General features: G+C 65.1%; 13 protein-coding genes. 6 read left to right on the top strand and 7 right to left on the bottom strand.

The window, feature by feature from the left end:
- Nucleotides 1–67: 67 nt before the first annotated feature.
- Entirely contained in the window at nt 68–1255 is a 1188-nt protein-coding gene (locus GEMMAAP_RS20355) for a hypothetical protein (protein ID WP_145979162.1), read from the bottom strand.
- 143 nt (nt 1256–1398) lie between these two features.
- Here GEMMAAP_RS20355 and GEMMAAP_RS14635 point away from each other — a divergent pair, with 143 nt between their 5' ends.
- The 5 genes from GEMMAAP_RS14635 (at nt 1399) to GEMMAAP_RS14655 (ending at nt 6767) form a co-directional block, all read left to right on the top strand.
- Nucleotides 1399–1791: a hypothetical protein gene (locus tag GEMMAAP_RS14635; RefSeq protein WP_026848594.1), complete on the top strand. Its 393-nt coding sequence runs from the start codon at nt 1399–1401 to the stop codon at nt 1789–1791.
- Between the two features lie 139 nt (nt 1792–1930).
- Nucleotides 1931–2785: an alpha/beta fold hydrolase gene (locus GEMMAAP_RS14640; protein WP_053333702.1), complete on the top strand. Its 855-nt coding sequence runs from the start codon at nt 1931–1933 to the stop codon at nt 2783–2785.
- A 14-nt stretch (nt 2786–2799) separates the two neighbouring features.
- Nucleotides 2800–3102: a hypothetical protein gene (locus GEMMAAP_RS14645; protein WP_026848593.1), complete on the top strand. Its 303-nt coding sequence runs from the start codon at nt 2800–2802 to the stop codon at nt 3100–3102.
- A 29-nt stretch (nt 3103–3131) separates the two neighbouring features.
- A complete protein-coding gene (locus GEMMAAP_RS14650) occupies nt 3132–3941 on the top strand; it encodes a cyclase family protein (protein WP_026848592.1) in 810 nt (269 codons plus the stop codon).
- A gap of 66 nt (nt 3942–4007) precedes the next feature.
- Nucleotides 4008–6767, top strand: coding sequence for a serine/threonine-protein kinase (locus tag GEMMAAP_RS14655; RefSeq protein WP_053333701.1), 2760 nt, complete (start codon nt 4008–4010; stop codon nt 6765–6767).
- A 55-nt stretch (nt 6768–6822) separates the two neighbouring features.
- On the opposite strand, the gene GEMMAAP_RS14660 is transcribed toward GEMMAAP_RS14655, so the two are convergent.
- Complete coding sequence (locus tag GEMMAAP_RS14660; RefSeq protein WP_053333700.1) at nt 6823–8979, bottom strand: serine/threonine-protein kinase; 2157 nt, start codon at nt 8977–8979, stop codon at nt 6823–6825.
- 16 nt (nt 8980–8995) lie between these two features.
- Nucleotides 8996–11143 (bottom strand): serine/threonine-protein kinase, encoded by a 2148-nt coding sequence (locus GEMMAAP_RS14665; protein ID WP_053333699.1) that lies wholly within the window; start codon nt 11141–11143, stop codon nt 8996–8998.
- Nucleotides 11144–11478: 335 nt separating this feature from the next.
- Here GEMMAAP_RS14665 and lon point away from each other — a divergent pair, with 335 nt between their 5' ends.
- Nucleotides 11479–14028, top strand: a complete 2550-nt coding sequence (gene lon / locus GEMMAAP_RS14670) for an endopeptidase La (protein WP_026848591.1) — start codon at nt 11479–11481, stop codon at nt 14026–14028.
- Between the two features lie 62 nt (nt 14029–14090).
- Here lon and GEMMAAP_RS14675 read toward each other — a convergent pair whose 3' ends face one another.
- From GEMMAAP_RS14675 to GEMMAAP_RS14690, 4 genes are all read right to left on the bottom strand, one after another.
- The gene (locus GEMMAAP_RS14675; protein ID WP_026848590.1) at nt 14091–17678 is read right to left on the bottom strand and encodes a M1 family aminopeptidase; all 3588 of its coding nucleotides are present in this window, start codon (nt 17676–17678) and stop codon (nt 14091–14093) included.
- Complete coding sequence (locus tag GEMMAAP_RS14680; RefSeq protein WP_043579448.1) at nt 17678–18574, bottom strand: ABC transporter ATP-binding protein; 897 nt, start codon at nt 18572–18574, stop codon at nt 17678–17680. Before GEMMAAP_RS14680 ends, GEMMAAP_RS14675 begins: the two co-directional genes overlap by 1 nt.
- 115 nt (nt 18575–18689) lie before the next feature.
- On the bottom strand, nt 18690–19871 hold the full coding sequence (locus GEMMAAP_RS14685) for a porin (RefSeq protein WP_026848589.1): 1182 nt from the start codon (nt 19869–19871) through the stop codon (nt 18690–18692).
- A gap of 70 nt (nt 19872–19941) precedes the next feature.
- Nucleotides 19942–20862: a prohibitin family protein gene (locus GEMMAAP_RS14690; RefSeq protein ID WP_082821364.1), complete on the bottom strand. Its 921-nt coding sequence runs from the start codon at nt 20860–20862 to the stop codon at nt 19942–19944.
- Nucleotides 20863–21098 lie beyond the last annotated feature (236 nt).

Here is a 21098-nt window from a genome sequence, read left to right on the forward strand (position 1 = left end):
GGCCTTTCCCTGGGGTATCCGGGGGCAAACACAGCGGTGGCAGTCCGTCCCTCGGGGGCCGCCGCGGTCAGAGCAATTCCAGGGTACGTCCGGCCAGCTTGGCAATCAGCCCTAGCCGGAACGTCACATCGGCGGAGAGCACCGCATCCAATTCGCCCCCACCCGTACTGTCTCCCAGCGGGAGCACCGGCCATGCCCAGGCCGGCACCTGCGGGGGCATCACCACCGAACGAGGCGGGGTCCACACCGCCTTCCGGCTCCGGTCATCCAGCGTCCGGTCGAGCAACTTGACCCAACCGTCGTGCCGCATCAGGAAGCCCATACGGGCCATGGTTTCCAGCCACGCCAGCGCACTGGGCATGTCGCTATCGAGAGCACTGCGCGTGGTGAGAAAGTCCCCCAGCACGTAGTGCGGCTGCTCAATAAGCCGTTCGCCCATTTGCTGCATGGGCACCTGACGGGGCCAGGGCTGCGTCAGCCACGCATACAGCTGGTCCATGAACTGGTAGTGCTCACTGCGGAACTGCGGCATGTAGCTGAGCATCACCAGCAGGTGAAACGACGGCGGAGCGACTTCGGGGGGGAGCACATGCTGGTTCCCTACGCGGATCCACGGCTTCTGGGCCAGCGGCGATTTGAAGAACGTGTGCACGCGGTCAATCAGCCGCCGAGCCGCCCCACGCAGCCGGGGGTCATCCTCAAATCCCGCCTGAGCAAGGGCTGCCGCCGCGGCTTCCCGCAGCTGCAACCGGCCCCGGAGCACCAGATCCTCCTCGTCATCCGCCGGGCGCAGCTCGGCCAAATACGTTGGGTCCGTGTCCTCGGCCAGCAGCCGGAAGAGCAGCCGCTTGGTCACCGTCATGCCCGGGGTTTCGGTGTCCCACCCCAACTCCACCATCCGACGATAGGCCGGGATGGTGCCCACCCCCTCCAGTCCGAGCCCCTGGGGAACGCTCAGCATTCCCCCCGGCCAAGTCCCGTCGTGGTCCTGCATGCCCAGCAGATGCCAGCCGGCCCGACTCCCTAACGGCACGCGGGACCACCCCGGGTGGTTTGGAGGGGACCCCACCACATCGCGCATCACGCGGTACTGCACGGCGGGACTGCCGTGCCCCAGCAACCATGTCACCGGCACCGGCACCACCGCTGGCGGCGGCGGGGGCGGCACGTAGACCGGGCGCGGTACCGTCAGTTCGCCAGGGACAAGTACAGCGTCCGGGCCCGGAAGCGGTGGGATCGAGGGAGGAAGGGTCACAATTCCGCTATTGTACGCCCAATTCGCGGGTTCGCCAGAGGCGCCTTAACACTTTCGCCCCTTTCGACGTCTTCACTTCAAGGCACGCGACGCGGCGCAGGGGCGCCATTGGCCGTGCCTACCCCACCCCACGGACCATATCCATGAAGAACACCCTTCGTGTTATTGCCGCAGTTGCCGCTCTTGCATTGGCTACGCCGGCGTTCGCCCAAGGTGGCGGACGTGGCGGCGGCGGAATGCAGATGTCGCCCGAGCAGCGCATGGCGCGCCAGAAAGAAATGCTCTTTGCCGGCATTACCCTGTCCAGCGACCAGGCGGCCAAGGTGGACACCATCATGGTCCAGGGCATGAAGAAGCAGGCCGAGGCCCGGCAGGCTGCCATGAGCGGTGGCGGCGGCGGCCCCGCCATGATGGAAGCGATGCGCAAGATGAACGGAGAGCAGATGGAGGCTCTCAAGGCCGTGCTGACCGACGAACAGAAGAAGAAGTTCGACGAAAACGTGGCCGCCATGCCCCAGCGTCGCGGCGGCCGCTGACACGTTCCATCCGGGGGCCTCTCATGATGCCCCGAAAATCGGGGGCATCGGCGATCACAGCCGGTGCCCCCGTGTTCGTGTGTTCATTACCCTTGAAGCAATGGCGCCTACGGCCTGCCCCCTTTCGTTCCGCCGCTGAATGCGCGGTGAATTTGTGGACCTCAACGGGGTCCGGTTGTACTGCTATGCCTTTGGGCAGCGCGGCGCCGGTCATCCCATTGTGTTGGTCCACGGCTCCTTCACGTCCTCACATCTGTGGCAGGACGTGCTGCCACGCCTCCCCAAGGGGCATCGGGTCCTCGTGCTCGACCTGCTTGGCCACGGGCGCAGTGATCCACCAGGCTCGACGTCCATGACCGTGGCCGCGCACGCAGACCGCCTGGCGCAGCTGCTCGACGTGATGGGGGTGCGTGAGGCGATGCTGGTGGGGCATGGCATGGGCGCTGCGGTTTCGGCACGTGTGGCGCATGAGCACCCGGACCGCATTGCGCATCTCATGCTGGTCAACCCCACGCTGCTTTCCGGCCACGTCAATGAAGCCGTGCTCAATCACCGCGTGCGGCGCGTGGCCGCGCTGGTGCCACTCTGGCGGCGCCTCGCCCCCTCGTGGCTCGCCTCGGCGCTGCACGCCGCGTTGCTCCCGTGTTTTGCTCACCGTGACGCAGGAGCCCGCTCCCTCGACGTCTACCTCAAGCCCTTCCGTCTGCGCGATGGCCGGGATGCGGCCTGCGCCCAGCTGTCTGCACTGGCGCTCTCGCGCGGAGATACCGTGCCGGCGCTGGCGCCTGGCGCTCTGCAGTGCCCCACGGCCCTGGTGCTCGGCGCCACCGACCCGTTTCTCGATGACGCTCGCAGCGCCCGTGTCATCAACTGGGTGAAGACGGCCACCGACAACACCGCCACCGTACACTCACTCCCGGGCGTCGCCCACGTGGCGCCGGAAGAGGCGCCCGACCGCCTGGGCACCCTCGTGAGCGAACTCATTACCCGCTGACCTCTCCAATTCTCATGACCGATCGTCTCGAAACCATGCGCGCGATGGCCGCGCGCCAGCCGAACAACGCCCTCGTGCGATTCGGCCTGGCCAACGAACTGCTCAAGGCCAACCTGCTCGAAGAAGCGGCAACTGAGCTTGGGGCCTACCTCGCCACGTACGACGATGAAGGCAACGGCTGGCTGCGCTATTGCGACACGCTGGTCGCCCTCGGACGCCACGACGAGGCGCGCGCCGCAGCCGAACGGGGCAAGGACGCCGCCTCGCGCTATGGGCATGGAACGCTCATGCAGGAATTCGACGAACGGGGCTACTGATCATGACTACGCGTTGCCCGCGCTCTGCGATGCGATCGCTGGTTCCGGTTGTCGCGGTGTTGCTCAGTGGTTGCCAGTCGCCATCGTCGCAGGCGACGAAGACACCGCCGGCACTCGACCTCGCACGGCTGCGCCCCATCGATCTCTCGCACGCGTACAACGCGCAAACCATCTACTGGCCCAATTCACCCACCACGTTCTCTCTGCAGTCCCAGGCGAAGGGCCCCACGCCGGGCGGCTGGTTCTACTCGGCCAACAGCTTCTCGTCACCTGAACACGGCGGCACCCATCTCGATGCACCCATTCACTTCAGCGAGCAGGGGCGCAGCAGCGAGCAGATTCCGGTGGCGCAGCTCATTGGCGCAGCGGTGGTGATCGACATCAGTGGCAAGGTGGCGCAGGCGCCCGACTATTTGCTAACGCGCGACGACGTGTTGGCATTCGAGCAGACGCACGGGAAGATCGCCGCGAACAGCATGGTGCTGCTGCGCACCGGCTGGAGCAGCCGCTGGCCCGACCGCAAAGCCTACCTCGGCGACGACACGCCTGGCCGTACCGACCAGCTGCACTTCCCGAGCTTCGGCCCCGAGGCGGCAACGTTACTTGTGGAGGAGCGCCAGGTGTCGGTGCTCGGCGCCGACGTGGCGAGCATCGATGGCGGGCAGTCGAAGGATTTCCGGGTGCATCGCATTGCCGCGGCGAAGAATGTACCGGGGCTCGAGAATCTCACCAACCTCGATTCGCTACCGCCCACGGGTGCGTTCGTACTGGCGCTGCCCATGAAGATCGAAGGCGGTTCGGGCGGGCCGCTGCGGGCCGTGGCGCTGGTGCCGCGCTGAGCCGTTCCGACCACCGGCGAGCGCTCAGCGCGCAATGGCGAGGGCTTTAGTGCAAATTCTCAAACCATGACTGTCTTCTCCCGACTGGCCACGGCCCTCGCCGACCGCTATCACGTAGAGCGTGAACTGGGCGCCGGTGGCATGGCGACCGTGTATCTCGCGCACGATCTCAAGCACGAGCGGGATGTGGCCATCAAGGTACTGCACCCCGACCTTGGCGCCGTACTTGGCGGTGAGCGGTTCCTGGCCGAGATCAAGACGACTGCGAAGTTGCAGCACCCGCACATTCTGCCGCTGCTCGACAGCGGGGTGGCGGACGGATTGCTGTTCTACGTCATGCCGTTTGTCGAAGGCGAGACGCTGCGGGCGCGCCTCGACCGAGAGCGGCAGTTGCCCATCGCCGATGCCTTGCAGCTCGCGCGCGAAGTGGCCGATGGGCTGCAGTATGCACACGACCGCGGCGTGATTCACCGCGACATCAAGCCGGAAAACGTCCTGCTCCAAGGCGGTCATGCGTTGGTCGCGGACTTCGGCATCGCGTTGGCGGTGCAGCAGTCAGGTGGCGCGCGCATGACGCAAACGGGGCTCTCGCTGGGCACGCCGCAATACATGGCCCCTGAGCAGGCGATGGGCGAACGCGCCATCGACGCGCGGGCCGATGTGTATGCCCTGGGTGCCGTTACGTACGAAATGCTCACCGGCGAGCCGCCGTTCACGGGACCTACGAGTCAGGCTATCGTGGCGCGTGTGCTCACCGTGCCGCCGGCGCCGCTTTCGCAGACACGCAGCACGGTGCCGGCGCACGTCGAAGTGGCGGTACTGACGGCATTGCAGAAACTACCCGCGGATCGTTTCGCGACCGTCGCCATATTGTCCGACGCGCTGCGTGGGGCCATGACGGGGCCGACGGTCACCATACCTGCCGGCAGTCCCAACGTGGCCGTGCGGCGTGGAGTGCCGCCGCTGCTTTTCGGCGCGGTGTGTATGGCCGCCATCGGCGCCGCGCTCTGGGGGTGGCGCGCGTCGCGCGTACCTGCCTCCCCGACGGTAGCCACCCGCTTCATGCTCGCGCTGCCCGACTCGTTGCGCTTGAGTACGACCGGAGCCCAGCAGGTCATCGCGGTCGCCCCGAGCGGCAGCGAATTCGTGTTCGCGGCCGAAGGCGATCGCCTGTCGCTATATCGGCGACGGCTCGACAGCCTCGAACTCAAGCGCGTGCCGGTCAACGTCGGCTTTGGCAATCCCGTCTATTCGCCCGATGGCCGCTGGTTGGCTTTGCAGGATGCCGACGGTCAGCTGGTGCAGGTACCGCTCGGCGGAGGTGACCCGGTTCTGATCGACAGCAGCGGGAGCCGCCCCTCGTGGTCCGACCCGGACCGTGTCCTGTATCTGCGGGAAGGGCGCCTCTGGGTGCGCGACGGGCTCGACGCTCCGCGGGCCGTCGAACTCAACGGTGTGTCATTGAAGGGCGTCGGACTGGCATTCCCCTTCCTGTTGCCCGGTGGACGTGTGGGGCTCGTGAATCTCCGGCGCGTTGGCGAGGACAACCCAGACGAGTGGGAGGTGGCGGCCGTCTCGCTCTCCGATGGCACGCTCACGCCGCTCGGCGTGCGCGGCGCCCAGCCCCGATTCGTCGCCCCTGACCTGCTCCTGTTGGCCCGGCAGAACCAGACGCTGGTGGCCGTCACGTTCGACCCCGACCGGTTGGCCGTATCCGGGACGCCGTTGACGGTGCTCGACGAGGTGTTCGTGCGAAACGGCGGCGCCGGCATGTATGGCCTCTCCGGGAACGGGGTGCTGGCCTATTTGACGGGAGACTTCCTGGCCGAGGCCGTCGTCGTAGGGCGCGACCGGACGACTAGGTTCCGGCTCGCGGCAAGCCAGGGCGCCAACCGGGCGAGCCAAGGCCTGTTCAACAATCGCGACGGGCGACTTTCCCCCGATGGGCGACGGGTGGTGCTGGTCGCCGAGCGCGCCTTCTTGAATGACCTGTACATCGGCACCGTCGCCACCGGCGAATTGCAGCCGTTTTCCTCCCGTCAGCGGAATCTGAGTACCTCACCGGTCTGGAGTAGCGATGGCCAGTCGGTGCTCTGGACGCGGGTGGAGAACGGGCGCAACGAAGTGGTCCGACGGCGTGTCGATGGAACGGGGGGCGAAGAGGTCGTCCATCGCCTGGAGCCCGGCCTCCGGGCGCGCTCCATGGAGACGATCCCTGGCCGCCAGGAGTTCCTGCTCGCGGTCTATAGAGATCGAAGTGGAATCCAGAGTGTGACCGAACCCGCAAAGCCGAATGCGGCCGAACTCTGGGCGATCACCCCGGGCAGCACGACGCCACCACGTGTGTTGCTCCGCGGTCAGGCCGTCTGGCAACTGCGGAGTTCACCCGACGGGAAGTGGGTGGCCGCCGCGTTCATCGAGGGCGGCAGCTCATTCGTGCGCATTCTCGACCTGGCGCGTCCCGAGCGGTCGGTCGTGGCGTTCAACGCGGCGAGTGCGATCAATGGTAGTCTCTTTTCGTGGCTCAGTGACGCGCGCACGCTGCTGTATCGTCAGGGGGATCAACTGGTGACCGCGACCATCGCCGAGGATGACCGGCTGGAGATCGTCCGGCGGGACACGCTTGGCCGCACACCCACCGGCGCCCCCGCCCCGGGGGTGCTCGCGCAGGCCAATGCCCTCGTGACCGATGTCAGCCGCAACGGCGACCTGATGCTCGGCACTGTGCGCGGCGATGGCGCCACCGGCAACTTGCTCGTGGTTGAGACCCACTGGATCGAGCGGGTGCGGCAGTTGATGGCCCGTATGCGCGACACGAACAAGTAACCGGGCGATTCGATTCGCCTTTGGAAAGTTTTCCGGCATGCCGGGGTTCAACGGGTCAGAGCCGCCGGGTTTCCTCGGCAGCGTCCAGCACGTAGCCCAGATCGCGTGACACGGCGCGGGCTTCCTGCGTGGCGTTCGTAAAGTCGTCGGCAGTGGCACTCACGCCCATCGTACGCAGCTTCACGATATCGAAACGGAGTGACCGCAACGCCATGCTCGCGCTCTCGAGCTGCCGCTGCATGGTGGCCCGACGTGACTGCAAGTCCTCCAGACTGGTCCGCTGACGTGTGAGCAAGTCCAGGCGACGCTCCCGATCAGGCGCCTGCGCAGGTTCCGCTTCCACGGCCGCAATGCGCGACTGCAACTCCGCCTGCGCATAGCCCGGCAAGTCACGATCCAACCGCTCCAGTCCCGTCGCCAACGAGCCCACCCGCTCCAGCAGCGCCTCGGCGGTGGGCTCCACATCGGGCACCAGCTGTCGGTCTTCCGGCGTCAACGCGCTGGTGATTTCCTGAATCACCAGGCGATCGTCGGCCGCATTGCGCACGGCATTGCCGTACGGGGACTGCATTACCACCGGGCCCGCATGACGTTCGGTGAGTTCGCGCAGGCGATCGGCGTGCGTGCGGGTATCCAACCGTGCCGCCGTCTGACGCCAGTCTTCGCGCCACGCGGCCAAGGGCGAGACGCCCAGCTTGCGCAGTTTGAAAAAGTCGATCGTGAGGAGCTGCAGACTCACCATCGACGCAATCAGACCGCCAACCGCCGGAATGAGGAGCGGCTCGATGTTGAGTGGGGCGCCAATCAGAAGGCTTGCCGTGCCAACTGCCGCCGATGCCCCAAGCCATTTGACGTGTTTGCGGAAGGTGAGGACACGCTCCGCCAACTTGCCCGGTGTCGCGGCGGGGAGATTGGCCAACTGCTGCGCCTTCAGCTGTTCGACGAATACCGCCGAATTGGCCTTGCGCTGTTCCTTCACCGATTGGCGCCATGTGCGCACCGCATCCTTCTGTGCCTTCTTCCAGGCGCGCTGCGCTGAGCGGTCGGCGCCCAGCGGCAACGGCGGCAGCTGCGGCACCGGAGGCAACGCGCCAACCGCTGGCAACTGCCGCGGTGCCGGTGCGGGCTCCACGATACGACGCGGCGCCCAGTCTTCCGCCCGGTGTCCGAACTTGTCGTCCCCCGCCTCACGTGACAGCGATGGCGGCGGCACCACGGGCGCCAGCGCCTGAGCAGCGTGCGGCCCCACGTTTGGCGACAATAACGACCCGTCGCGTTGCACGCGCCGCAATGTATCCCGCAGTTGCAGGGCGCTTTCCCACCGGTCTGACGGCCGCTTGGCCAGACACCGATCGAGAATCTCCACCAGCACGCGCGGCGCATCGGGGCGCAAGCCGCGCAGCAGCGGCGGCGTCTCGCTCACCTGCTTCATGAGCATCGCCGGCGTAGTCGACGCCTCAAACGGCAGCTTTCCAGTGAGCATGAGATAGCCAATGACGCCCACGGAATACACGTCACTGCGGCCGTCGACTTCCTTGTCGCCCATGGCTTGTTCAGGGCTCATGAAGGCAGGCGTGCCCACGGCAATACCGGTCTGCGTCAGCCGTGATCCGCTCTCAGCAGCGCGCGCAATGCCGAAGTCGGTCACCATCGCGCGCCCGGAATCCTTGTCGAGCAGCACGTTGTCCGGCTTGATATCGCGATGCACCACTCCGCTGGCATGCGCATACGCCAACGCATCGGCCATCTGCTCCAGCATATTGGCCACAAAGGCAAACGCGGGGCGGGGCTCGCGCAGAATCCGCGCCGCGAGGCTCTCCCCTTCCACCAGCGACATGGCGAAGCACACCAGCCCCTGCGTTTCGTGCACCGCGTAAATGGGCACGATATGCGGGTGATTGAGTCGTGCCGCCGTCTGGGCTTCACGCACAAAGCGCTCGCGAACCTCAGGGCGAAACGCGAGGTCGGGCGGCAGCACCTTCAAGGCCACCTTCCGCTGCAGTCGAATGTCCTCGGCTGCGTACACCACGGCCATGCCCCCACGTCCCACCTCACGATCAATGAGGTAGATGTCACCGACCGCCGCGGTGACCCGGTCGCGCAGCATCGCTGCGTCTGCGGCGTGCGCATCGTGCCGGCCGAGGTTGCCGTGCACGTTGCCGGCACGATGTCCGGGGAGCTGCTCAGGCGCGACGTCAGGGGTGTCGAACATCGACGCGCCTACGCTCTCAGACGCGGCCGGATGCCGCGCCAGTGGCCGAGCGTGGCGACGTCAGATCGCGCACCTCGTTCACCGCCTGCACGGCAATATCAACGTCCCGGGCCATTTGCATGGCCTGTTCGGCAATGAGTGTGACGCTCTGCACCGAGCTGTTCCCGGTGCGGAGGCGCACGAGATCGAGGCGGACGTTTTCGAGCGCCAGCCGGCAGCTCTCCAGCTGGCCGCGCCGCGCCTGCACTTTGGCTTGCCCGTCCACCAGCGCGCGCCGTTCGCGACGAAGCTGCGCCAACCGCCGCACGCGGGCCTCACTGCGCGACGTGTCCAGCGGGTTGGCTTCGGCTTCGAGGCTGGCGATTTCCTGATCGGCTCGCGCGAGCAGTTCGGGCGACAGCGTCACCTCCATGCGCACGAGATCCCTGGCGATCGTCTCCAGCTTGTTCACCAGATCGACAGCCGTGGCCGCGACATCAGGAATGCGCTTGCGCTCGTCGGCAGGCAGCGTGGATAACAACCGGCCAATCTCTTCACGATCAGCCCGTGCCGCACGGACGAGCGGCATATAGCTGCCCAATTCGTCGTCGCGCGCCGGGGCCATGGCGGCGCCTGGGCGCGACGGACCGCGCACCGTGAGCGCCGTATTGGGCCCGCCCAGCGTGAGCGATCCTTTGAGGCGGTTGGTGAGCTTGCCTTGTGCGCGCAACTCCTCGCGCTTCTTGCTGCTGAAGGTGGCCAGCACCGAGTTGGTCAGGTCTTCGATGACCTCCCCAAACATGCGGTGCTTGGGCTGACGCAGCACGTCCTTCCAGTCGTACCCATCGGACCAGAGCTTGGCGTACTTCCACGCCATGAACACGGACCAAATGGTGGTGACCCCACCAAAGCTGGCATCCCCAAGAATGGAGAAGACCACGAAGGCGCTGTTGACGAACAGATATGGCACCAGCTGCCGACGGAACTTCTGGACCTGCGGCGCTTCCCAACGCGCCACATCCTCGGCGGTAGCCACATACGCGTCATCGTGAGACGCGTACCCCTGACCGTATGACAGCGGCGTCGGCATCCCCGACGCCCCGGTGGCCGTGGACATGCCGAAGCCTGCGGGAGCGGTCGTCAGCGTGCGGGGCGAATAGGCTGGGGCCTGATAGGACGGCGGCGAAAACGACGGCGTTCCGTTCCCGGGCAACGGCATCCCGCCAATGGGCGCGCCATTGAAGGTGACAGGCGAATTGGACAACGGCATGCTGGCGGACGTCGCGCCGGGATGCGCGGGCGGCAGAATACCGGTCTTGATGGCCTGCGTGAGGTCGTTGGCCTGCTGAAACCGATGGTCCGGGTTCTTCTCCAGCAGACGCATGACAATAGCCGCCAGATCGGGGGGCACGTCAGGGCGACGCTGCGTAATGGGGACCGGCGCTTCGGCGAGATGCTTGACCAGCAAGGCCGGCGTGGTGCCGCCCGTAAAGGGTGGTTCACCACACAGCATCTGATACGCCACGATGCCCAGCGAATACAGATCGCTGCGGGCGTCCAGATCCCGATCGCCCGAAGCCTGTTCCGGGCTCATGTACGCCGGTGTGCCAATGGCCATGCCCGTGGCGGTCAGCCGCGGTGTATCGGTGCCATCGCTGCTGGCGGCGCGTGCGATCCCGAAGTCGGTCACCAGCGCCCGGCCATCAATGCCGTCGAGCAGAATGTTGTCAGGCTTGATGTCGCGATGCACCACACCGCGCGAATGCGCATAGGCCAGGGCATCCGACACTTCCTGCAGCCAGCGCCGCACGTTCTCAATGGGCAGCGGCCCGCGCTTCTGCACGAGGGTGCCGAGGTTGTCTCCGTCAATGCAGGCCATGACGAAGAACACCAGATTGCCCACCTCATCAACGGAGTAGATGGGCACGATGTTCGGGTGGCTCAGCTGCGCGGCGGTTTCGGCTTCCTTGAGAAAGCGCGAACGCACATCGCGCCGGAACGACAGCTCCGGCGGCAACAGCTTGATGGCCACGAACCGTTTGAGACGCCGGTCGCGGGCACGATAGACGATGCCCATACCGCCACGACCGATTTCCTGGTCGAGCTCGTAGGCGGCGCTGAGCGCCTGCTCTACGTGAGCACGCAGTTCGGCGTCTTCGGCGTGGTGGGCGGCGTTTTCGGACACTCGGGACGGATTACGGGGAGTCGGACCGGTACTTCATAGTGTAGCACCGCGGGCAAACCGGGAATAGCATCTGGTTGGGACCAACCGTCTCCCGGAGCACCTGTGTCACCCAGCCAGGGCCGGGATGGGGGGTAATACGGGGGGAAGATACCTGAAGTTGCAAAATGACTCACCCCACGGCGACGGGAGGGGCGACGCCTTTTTGGCAGGGGGCGGGGAGGTCATCCCGGCACCCTTCCGCCGGTTCAGCTTGCGAATGCTGCCGCGATGGCGTAATCCCGACGGTGCGGATCGTGCTCCTTCATGAGCGCCATTCCTCTTGATCGGGATTTCCTATGAGTCAGCGCCAGACCCTTCCCGTCCTGCCCCTGCGTGGGACGGTCATGTTCCCCGGAATCACCGCGCCCATTGCGGCGGGGCGACCCGGCACCCTTCGCGCCATTGAAACAGCGCTCAAGGGTGACCGGCTTGTCTTCGCCGTGGCGCAGCGGGATAACACCGAGGAGCCTACCTCCGACATCCTCTTCACCACGGGCGTCATTGCCCGCATCGGTCAGGTGCAGCGCGGCCTGGGCGGGGTGCAGCTGCTGCTGCAGGGAGAGCAACGCGCCACGGCGCTGCACTACGCCGAACAGGATGGCCATCTCACGGCGGTCATTGTGCCGGCCGAAGAGATGACGCCGCTGGATCTCAAAGATCCCGCCTTTACCGCCTTGCACAAGGAAGCCCGCGAACGGGCGGCTGAACTGGGCGAGAAGCGCGGCCTGCCGGAAGAGGTCGTGCATCAAGTGCTCGACTCGGTCGAAGACGCCGGTCGTTTTTCTGACCTCGTGGCGGGCTACATCGAGCTCACCGTCCCGGAGAAACAGGGACTGCTGGAAACGCTGAGCGTGGAAGAGCGCCTCCGCCGGGTGCTCGTGCATGTCCAGCGGCAGATCGGCCTGCTGGAAGCGCAGGAGGACATCAAGAGTCAGGTGCAGGAAGAGCTGGGTGAACGGCAGCGCGAGATGTTCCTGCGCGAGCAGCTCAAGGCCATTCAGAAGGAGTTGGGCGACGACGATTCCAGCAAGGAGATCTCCGAGCTGCGCGACAAGCTCAGCAAGCTCGATCTTCCCAAGGAGGCACGCGCGGAAGTGGAACGCGAGCTGGGGCGCTTGGAGCGTGCCGGACGCGAAAGCATGGAGGCGCAGGTCATTCGCACCTACCTCGAGTGGATCGCCGAACTGCCGTGGAACAGCCGCAGCGATGATCATCTCGAACTGGCGCGCTCCGGTGAGATTCTCGACGAAGATCACTACGGCCTCAAGGATGTGAAGGATCGCGTGCTGGAGTTCCTCGCCGTGCGTCAGTTGAGAGCGCAGCAGGTGGCGGCCGAAGTCGCGACGACGGGGGAGTTCCCGGTGTCGAAGCTCAAGGGCGACACGTCAGACGCGACCCCATCGCTGGGCAGCAGCGACGCCGAGCAGAAGATCACGGACACCAGGGAAGCCAAGTCGCGTGCCATGGCGCGTGGCCCCATTCTGCTTTTCAACGGGCCGCCGGGGGTGGGCAAGACCAGCATTGCGAAGTCCATCGCACGCGCCCTTGGCCGTGAGTACGTGCGCGTGGCGCTGGGTGGCGCCCGCGATGAGGCAGACATCCGTGGGCACCGGCGCACCTACGTAGGGGCGATGCCGGGGCGTATCATCCAGGGCATGAAGCAGGCGGGCACGCGCAATCCGGTCTTCCTGCTGGACGAGGTGGACAAGCTCGGCCAGTCGTATCAGGGCGACCCGAGCAGTGCCCTGCTGGAAGTCCTTGATCCGGCACAGAACGATTCCTTTACCGACCACTACTTGGGCGTCCCCTTCGACTTGAGCGAGGTGCTGTTCATCGCCACGTCGAATTTCATCCAGAACATTCCCGGCCCGCTGCTGGACCGTATGGAAGTGGTGGACTTCAGCGGCTACACCGAGCGGGAGAAGGCGGAAATCGCCAAGACGTATCTGGTGCCGCGACAGCTGGAGGAATCCGGACTGGCCGGGCGCGAACTCGTCTTCAGCGACGAGGCCATCATGAAGGTCATCAGCGAGTACACGCGCGAGAGCGGCGTGCGCCAGCTGGAGCGTCAGGTGGGCGCCGTGGCGCGCAAGGTGGCGCGACGGGTCGCCATGGGTGATACGGCCACCATCGACGACAAGGTGATCAGCGCGGACGAAGTGCGCGAACTGCTGGGCCGCCCCAAGGTGCATCCGGAGCGTGCCAACGAACACGATGAGGTGGGGATCTCCACCGGGATGTACTACACGCCCATGGGCGGCGACATCATGTTCGTGGAAGCGAGTATTCGTCGCGGCGGCCGTACCAAGCCGACGGACGATGAGGAACAGGTGCGCGTGGGGCCCATCTCCCTCATCCTCACCGGGCAGTTGGGTGACGTGATGAAGGAAAGCGCCCGCGCGGCGCTGACCTACGCGACCAACAACGCCGAGCTGTTGGGCATTCCGGCCGATCGGGTGGCCGGGGCCAGCGAAGCACATATCCATGTGCCCGCCGGCGCGATTCCGAAGGATGGTCCCAGTGCCGGGATCGCCATTGCCACCGCGCTGGTGAGCGAGATGTCCAACCGCAAAGTGCGGCGCGACGTCTCCATGACCGGAGAGATCACCCTGCGCGGCCGTGTGCTCCCCATTGGCGGCGTAAAGGAGAAGGTGCTCGGTGCCCACCGGGCGGGCATCAAGGAAGTGATCATCCCCAAGGCCAACGAGGCAGACCTTGAGGATGTGCCGGATGAAGTGCGCAAGCAGCTCACCTTCCATCCGGTGGAGACGCTGCGTGATGTGCTGCGCATTGCGCTCATTGATGCCGGGGCAGCCGCTGCGGTAGAGGAGTTGGTGGGGGTGTAAGCTCACCGAACAACAAACGGCCCGCGCATGGCTGCGCGGGCCGTTTGTCGTTTCAGACCTCCTCAGTTGCCGATATCGCGGGAGTTGTCCCCCGGATTGCGATCAATGAGGAGGTTGTACGGGTCAATACCGGCGCGAGCCGGCTTGACCGGTACCACGAATTCGTAGCGCGCGGTGCCCGCTTTCACCCGCACACGCCTGAGGCTCAGCGCCTCGCCAATGCGGGTTCCAGTCTTGGCTGCACCGAACACCCCGATATCCACCAGATCGTTCATGGGGATTTCGGTTTCCGCGCCAAGTGAATCGGCCCGCAGCTTCTTGGCCGTGGCCGTGAGCACCACCTTGTACGACCCATTGGCCAGTTTCGTACTGGAGAGACTGTCGGTCTTCACATCCCACAGGGTGATCGTCTCGAAGTAATCCTCAATGGCGTACTTGAGCGAATCCGGCGTGGCCGCATTGATGTGCCGCATGAGGTCGAGCGAGGTGGCGTACGGCGGGCCGGTAAACCGGCCTTCGTCGAGGTAGGCGCGCAGCGCGGTGTGCAGCGCCTCCTGCCCAATGAGATCGCGTAAGGCGAAAAACGCGATCGCTCCCTTCTGGTACCAGATGTAACTCTGGAGATCTACCCGCGTGAGTGGCCGCTCGCCCTTGCTTTCACCGGCGCGACCACGGAGGTACCGCTCCAGTTCGGCGCGCAGGAACTTCTGCGTAAAGGCCCGCCCGTGCTGGCGGTCGGTCACCACCAACGCCGCGTACTCCGAGAGCGACTCCGACAACATCTGCGAACCTTCCACATCGGCCGGCATGCGCTGATACGGGAACCACTGGTGGGCGATTTCGTGCGCGGTGACAAAGTACGGCAGATCCGTGTCTTCCACGTCCGAACTGTCTACCCGTGCCACAAAGCCGATGTCCTCGGAGTACGGCACCGTATTGGGAAACGACTGCGCAAAGCCGGCGTAGCGCGGAAATTCGAGAATGCGGAGCTGCCGGTGCTGGTACGGACCGAACTCCTGCGAAAAGAACGCCAACGATGCCTTGGACGCATCCAGCATGCGCGCCACGTTGAACGTGTGCGTGGGATGGTGATACACCTCCACTGGCACCGTGCCCCACATGGCTTTCGTCACGGTCCACCGTGCGGACAGCACCGAAAAGAAATTCGGCATCGGCGTATCCATCACATAGTGGAAGTAGCGCCGCCCATTGGCCGTCCATTCCTTTTGCAGGTAGCCGGGCGCCATGGCAATCTGATCCGGATCGGTACTGACGGTGGCCTCGAACGTCACGAAGTCGGCATCGGCCAGGAACGACTGTCGCTGTAGCCCCGCCGAATCGGTGCGTGGCTTTCCACGGCGGGCGAGCGGCAGTGCATACTTGCGACGCAGTTCATCGCTGGCGAGCTCGTTGGACGCCTGGTACCCGAAGGAGGGAAACATCTCCCGGTTGAAGAATGTGCCATTCTCCACCAACGAGCGGTCAGGCTGCCCGTTCGGGAAACCACGACGGGCAAACCGCTGCACCACGCGAACGCGCAGCGAGTCCCCGGGCGCGAGAGGGCTTGCCAGGCGCAGCAGGTGCACGCCCCAGGCGCTGTCGTGCCGGATTGTCGTGAACGGCCGGTCGATGGTGACTGAATCCAGCGTGACGGTCAGTGCGGCGGCATCGGCGGCCACATTGAGCAACATTGTATCAATCGGCACGCCACTCCGGTTCAGCACGGTATAGCTCGTGGCTGTGCGGGCCGTACCGGCCGTGGGTGCAAGATCTACCTGCAGCTCAACGGCCACGACCTTGGGCAGCACCAGCCGTTCCATCGGGCGCCACTGCTGTTCGTAGCGCACCTGCCGCTGCTCCCGTTCCTTACGCGTGAAGTAGGGATTGAGCACACTGGCGTTGTAAAAAAAAAGTCCACCAAACGCGCCGGCTCCTGCCAATCCGCCCGCCACCGCCGCGCGCGTTCCACCGGTGAACCGCGCTCGCATACGCACCGCAAACGGTACGTCCGCCGTGCCCCGTTGCCAGGACAGATACGCCAACACCGCCAGCACCACGCCAATGGATGTCCAGTACCCATGTATTGCCGGAAAGGCCTGCAGATACGGACCGGTGCCGTTAAGGTCGGACCAGCGCAGACTGGGCGTGGACAGCAGATTCAGCAGCCGGTAGTCATATCCCAGATTGGCGGTGGCAGCGGTACTCACCCACACCAGAATCATGATCACATGACCAATGGGCTTGCGCGGCACCAGCGCTTGCACGAGAAACGCCAACGCCACCATGGGCATCCACGTCGGAAAGTCCGCGACGTAGACGTACAACCCGTACACCGGCAGATCGAGCACCGGATAGCCCTTTAGCAATTGCACGGCCATGGTGCCCACCATGGCGGCGGTGGCGAACGCCAGCAAGAGCAGCAGCATGGCCGACATCTTGCCCAAAACAATACTCGCTGTTTGTACCGGTGAGGCGTCCAGTACCTGATCAAGCTTCACCTGTCGTTCACGCCACACCAGCTCCCCGGCATAGAACGTCAGCAGAATGAGCATGAACAGGAACGACGCGTTAATGGACGACTCGGCCATCAGCCAGCTCATGGGCCACGAGCGGTTCTGCCCGTTCTGATCCGCATACCACGCGTTCATCAGCGTGTTGATAAGTCCGATGGTGGCAATGGCCAGAAACGGCACGCTACGTACGAGCGATTGGGCATGAAACCGTGTGACGCTCCACCATCCCGCCACCATACCTGGTGGTGCATAGCTCCCTGCGGCTCGTGGCAGCACATTCACCGGGTCGCGCACCACGGCGTCGGCCTTGGACGCGCGTGACTTACGCGTAACCCGCGATTCCTTTTCGAGTCGCATGAAGCGGAACGTCACGGCAAGCAACAGCGCCCCGAGCGCCGACCACGCCGCGCGATTGATGCCAATGAATCCCTCCACCGGGAGCGTCCGGGCGTTCTTCTCCACCGGCGTCCAGTAGCGCGTCACCAGATCGATGGAGCGAATGGCAAACGGATCAATCAGGTTGGCGAGCTGGTCGCGATCGAGCGTGCGCACCAGTTCGTCGGCGACGGAATACCCCACCAGCAGCAGGATTCCAGCTACGTACACACTAAAGGCACTGCGGGTGAGCGACCCAACCGAGAACAGCAGCGCGCTGAGAAAGAAGACCCCTGGCACGCCAATGAGCAGAAATGGCTGCAGGTAGAACCAGAGATTGATGGGCTGCAGCGTTTCCTGGTCGACCCATGGCATGGCCGAGCCCACGATGGCGCCCAGCGGCAGCGCAGCAAACACGAGCAACATGGCCAGCAGGGCAGCCATGTATTTGGACGCGAGATATCCGCTGCGGGAGATTCGGGTGGTAAAGACCAGTTCGTGCACGCCGGCCTCGAAGTCCCGCAACACCGACGACCCCACCAGCGCGCTGGTGATGATCTGCCCAATGGCCAGCATGATGGCGTACATCTGTGCCAGAGCATACGGGCTGTTCTTCTTTACCTTCCCCATGGCCGCGCCGGTGAGCACCGCTTCCGTACTCAGGGCAAAGAAGGCTAGGAAGAACATGATGGCCACGTACAGCCATGTGGTGGGACGCCGGAAGTGCCCGCGCAGCTCAAACGCAAACAGAGGGCCGAACATCAGGCCTCCACGGGAACACGACCACCGGAGGCTTCCGCCAGACGGTGGAAGTACACGTCCTCGAGACTGGGCTCCACCTGTTCGAAGCCATCACCCGGGTGACTCGTGGCATACACATGCAGCACCGTGTTGCCGGCCACCATGCGACTCGAGATCACCTGATACTGCGCGCGATACGCCTCGGCTTGTTGCCGCGGAATGGTGCGGCGCCAGATATGCCCACGCACTTCATCCAGAATGCGCTCCGGCTCCCCCTGCACCACCACCTGCCCCTTGTTGATCACGGCCATCTGCGAACAGAGTTCGCGGACATCTTCCACGATGTGTGTGGACAGGATCACCACCACATCGTCACCGATCTCGGCCAACAGATTGAGAAAACGGTTCCGCTCCGTGGGATCAAGGCCAGCGGTGGGTTCGTCCACAATGAGCAGTTTGGGGCTGCCGGCGAGCGCAATGGCAATGCCCAGCCGCTGCTTCATGCCTCCCGAATACCCGCCCACACTCTTCTTGCGGACATCGTAGAGGTTGACCTGATGCAGCAGCGATGCCACCAGCTCCTTGCGCTCGCCCGGCTGCACCACCCCTTTGAGCGTGGCGAAGTGATCGAGGATGGCGTCGGCCGGCATGTTGGGGTACAGCCCGAATTCCTGTGGCAGGTACCCCAGTTGCGCGCGCAGCTTCTCCGGCTCGCGCAGGACATCGAGGTCGCGGAACATGATGGAACCGCTGTCGGGTGGCTGCAGCGTCGCAATGGTGCGCATCAGCGACGACTTGCCCGCACCGTTGGGGCCAAGCAGCCCGAACATTCCCGGCGCAATAGTCAACGACAGATCCTGCAACGCACGAACGCCGTTGGGATACGTTTTGGAAACGCTTTGAATTCGCAGGGTCATAGGGGCCGGCCGGTAATGGAGGGGGCTTTCCAGAGTCACCGATCAGCTTGCAGCCACGCCCCGTCATTCGCAACGACGACATACGTTCCCGTTCATGACACGGGGTACATCCGCACTAGAACGCCTGCTGCCAACGCATGACCGCGACATGTTCACGACGACCGCCAAGGGTCGGTGTGGTTGCATCAAGAGCGGCAGTCAGGCGAGTGGTCACGGTGGGAATCCACCCAATGGCCACACCAGCCGTGCGAGCCTCACGCACCGATCCCCCCGCTAACAGCCGCGGGGCCACGTCATGCGTGAGCCGCAACAGGCCGGCGCGTGCGCCTACTTCGATGGCGCCGGCGCCGCCGCGTGGCGTGATCTCCTGATGCACATCGCGGATGCCGTTCAAGACCAGTGCCGAGCGCAGCGAGAGCGCCGCGCTGCGAACGAGGCGATCGGTGGCGGACAGTCGGACCCGCTGCCACTGCTGCGCGGCTTCGGCGCCAACCATGAGGCGCGCAGTGCCCGCGACGCCGCCCACCGAGGCGCGCCCGCGCCGGCCGTCGGCAATAACCGTCCCTTCGTTGGTCCCGTCGCTGCGAAACACGGCCAGCGGCTGCTGGCCGACCGAAAGCAGCCGGGCCACGGCTGGCGTCTCGAGTGTCCCCCGTTCCTCGCCCGCCAGGACGCTCGCCTGCACTTCCGCATAGATCGTCTTGGCGGTACGTCGCCAACTGCTGCGCGCCAGCAGGTCGTAGCCGACGCCGGAGGTGGCACTGACATCGCCGTCGGTGTCCACAATAGGCGCATCGGTCCGCAACGGCGTGCGGAAGGCGCCGCCCGTCAGGGTGAGCGCCCCTCCCTGAACGCTGATTTGGCCACCCATACTGCGGCTGGGCATAAGCGTGTTCACCGCGCTGCGTTCGGCGAACAACAGTGTACTGGAGGACTGCATGCGCTCGGTGCCGAACGCGGGGCGAAAGCGCCCCAATCGAGCCGTCAGGGCGCGGCCGCGCCAGCCCACAAAGGCATCCTGGACCTGCACGCGCCCCTGGCCGAAGTCCGGTTGTAATCGCACATGCCATCCTTGCCGATGGGCGGCATCGAAGACCAACCGCGCGCGACGCAGCAGCAGGCCATCGGGGGCGCGCGCCTGCGGTCCGGATGCCCATCGGCCATCCACCTGGAGATAGCCGCCAAGACTGACGCGTATCTCATCGCCAACGCCGAGATCAAGACGGCCGCGCTCATCATCGGTGCGCGCCGGCGGGCGCCCAGCATCCTGTGCATCGAGGCGCCCCCCCACAAGCATCGCCCAGCACCACCATGTACGCCGCCAGAGCACGCGCCCCCTCATGCGCCGCCCCGTCCGACCGGTACGATCACGGCTTGCGTACAGGGAGCGGCGGCAGCGACGGCCGGACTTCGCGACGCGGGGCGTTGGCCGTACTCGATTCCATCGCGCCCGTGCTGATGCGCGGGTCCACCGAGGTGTCGTTTGTCAGCATCATGGGTGACTTGCCATCCGTCACGATGACCTTGGCGTTGTTGCTGCGCGCCAACTCCCGGAACGCTTCGATCTGCTGGTAATTGATGATGGCCGGCGTCAACCCCTGGGCGATGATCGCCCACGAATCACGGATACCCTGCGCCTCAATAGTCCGCCGCTCGGCCTCCTGCTTTTCCCGATCAAGAACGAAGCGCATCTGCTCCGAACGCTGCTCCGCTTCCAGCTTCTCCTCAATGGCGCGCGCCAGGTCCGAAGGCAGCTTGATACTCTTGAGCAGCACATTCTCCACCACGAAGCCTCGCGGTGAGAGGGTCTCCATCATCTGCTGCCGAATGGCCTGCTCGATGCCCGTACGGGTACCCGAGTGCATGTCCTTGGCCATATAGCGCGCCGAGACATCGGCCGCGGCAGAGCGGAACACCGGAATAATGACATCGTCTTCGTAGCTCACACCGCTCGTTTCGAGGATCTGGCGGATGTTTTCCGTTTTCGCGCGATAGAGAATGGATACTTCCGCCGCCACATTGAGCCCTTCCTTGGACGGCATCTCAAGACGCACCTCGCGATTGACCACACGTGCCGGCACGCGCAGCACCGAGTTGATGCCGGGAATGACGAACTGGGCACCGGGCTGCAGCGGGCCGCTGGAGATCCGCCCGAAGCTGGTCTTTACCCCGATTTCATCCTGACGGATGGTGGCGCAGGCCGTCAGCAGTGGCACCGCACAGAACGCGAGCGCAGTGGCGCGGTAAGCCGTTGGGAATCGGCGGGAGGAGACACGGGTCGCATGCATGGCAAGAGCTCCAGGATGTGCGAAGTGCGAGCGCTTCGCGTCTTCCCTCGGACGGGACTGCACGGTCGTGCAAGGTCCGATAGGTCGCGAAGGTCTCGCACAGGCCACAGTGGTGGCCCCAGCCGATCCGTGCGCACTCGCGGGCGCAGTCTTGGCGAATCGGTCGCACCTGCAGCCGGTCCACGTCAGCAGGCGGCGCTACTCCCCTTCTGAATAGAGCGTAAGCATCCACATTG

This window comes from Gemmatimonas phototrophica, from assembly GCF_000695095.2.
GTDB lineage: Bacteria > Gemmatimonadota > Gemmatimonadetes > Gemmatimonadales > Gemmatimonadaceae > Gemmatimonas > Gemmatimonas phototrophica.

Bases quoted from the DNA above. Each gene is read 5' to 3' on its own strand.
- GEMMAAP_RS14635 (WP_026848594.1), top strand. From the start codon at position 1,399: ATGAAGAACACCCTTCGTGTTATTGCCGCAGTTGCCGCTCTTGCATTG.
- GEMMAAP_RS14640 (WP_053333702.1), top strand. From the start codon at position 1,931: ATGCGCGGTGAATTTGTGGACCTCAACGGGGTCCGGTTGTACTGCTAT.
- GEMMAAP_RS14645 (WP_026848593.1), top strand. From the start codon at position 2,800: ATGACCGATCGTCTCGAAACCATGCGCGCGATGGCCGCGCGCCAGCCG.
- GEMMAAP_RS14650 (WP_026848592.1), top strand. From the start codon at position 3,132: ATGCGATCGCTGGTTCCGGTTGTCGCGGTGTTGCTCAGTGGTTGCCAG.
- GEMMAAP_RS14655 (WP_053333701.1), top strand. From the start codon at position 4,008: ATGACTGTCTTCTCCCGACTGGCCACGGCCCTCGCCGACCGCTATCAC.
- GEMMAAP_RS14660 (WP_053333700.1), bottom strand. From the start codon at position 8,979: ATGTTCGACACCCCTGACGTCGCGCCTGAGCAGCTCCCCGGACATCGT.
- lon (WP_026848591.1), top strand. From the start codon at position 11,479: ATGAGTCAGCGCCAGACCCTTCCCGTCCTGCCCCTGCGTGGGACGGTC.
- GEMMAAP_RS14675 (WP_026848590.1), bottom strand. From the start codon at position 17,678: ATGTTCGGCCCTCTGTTTGCGTTTGAGCTGCGCGGGCACTTCCGGCGT.
- GEMMAAP_RS14680 (WP_043579448.1), bottom strand. From the start codon at position 18,574: ATGACCCTGCGAATTCAAAGCGTTTCCAAAACGTATCCCAACGGCGTT.
- GEMMAAP_RS14685 (WP_026848589.1), bottom strand. From the start codon at position 19,871: ATGCTTGTGGGGGGGCGCCTCGATGCACAGGATGCTGGGCGCCCGCCG.
- GEMMAAP_RS14690 (WP_082821364.1), bottom strand. From the start codon at position 20,862: ATGCATGCGACCCGTGTCTCCTCCCGCCGATTCCCAACGGCTTACCGC.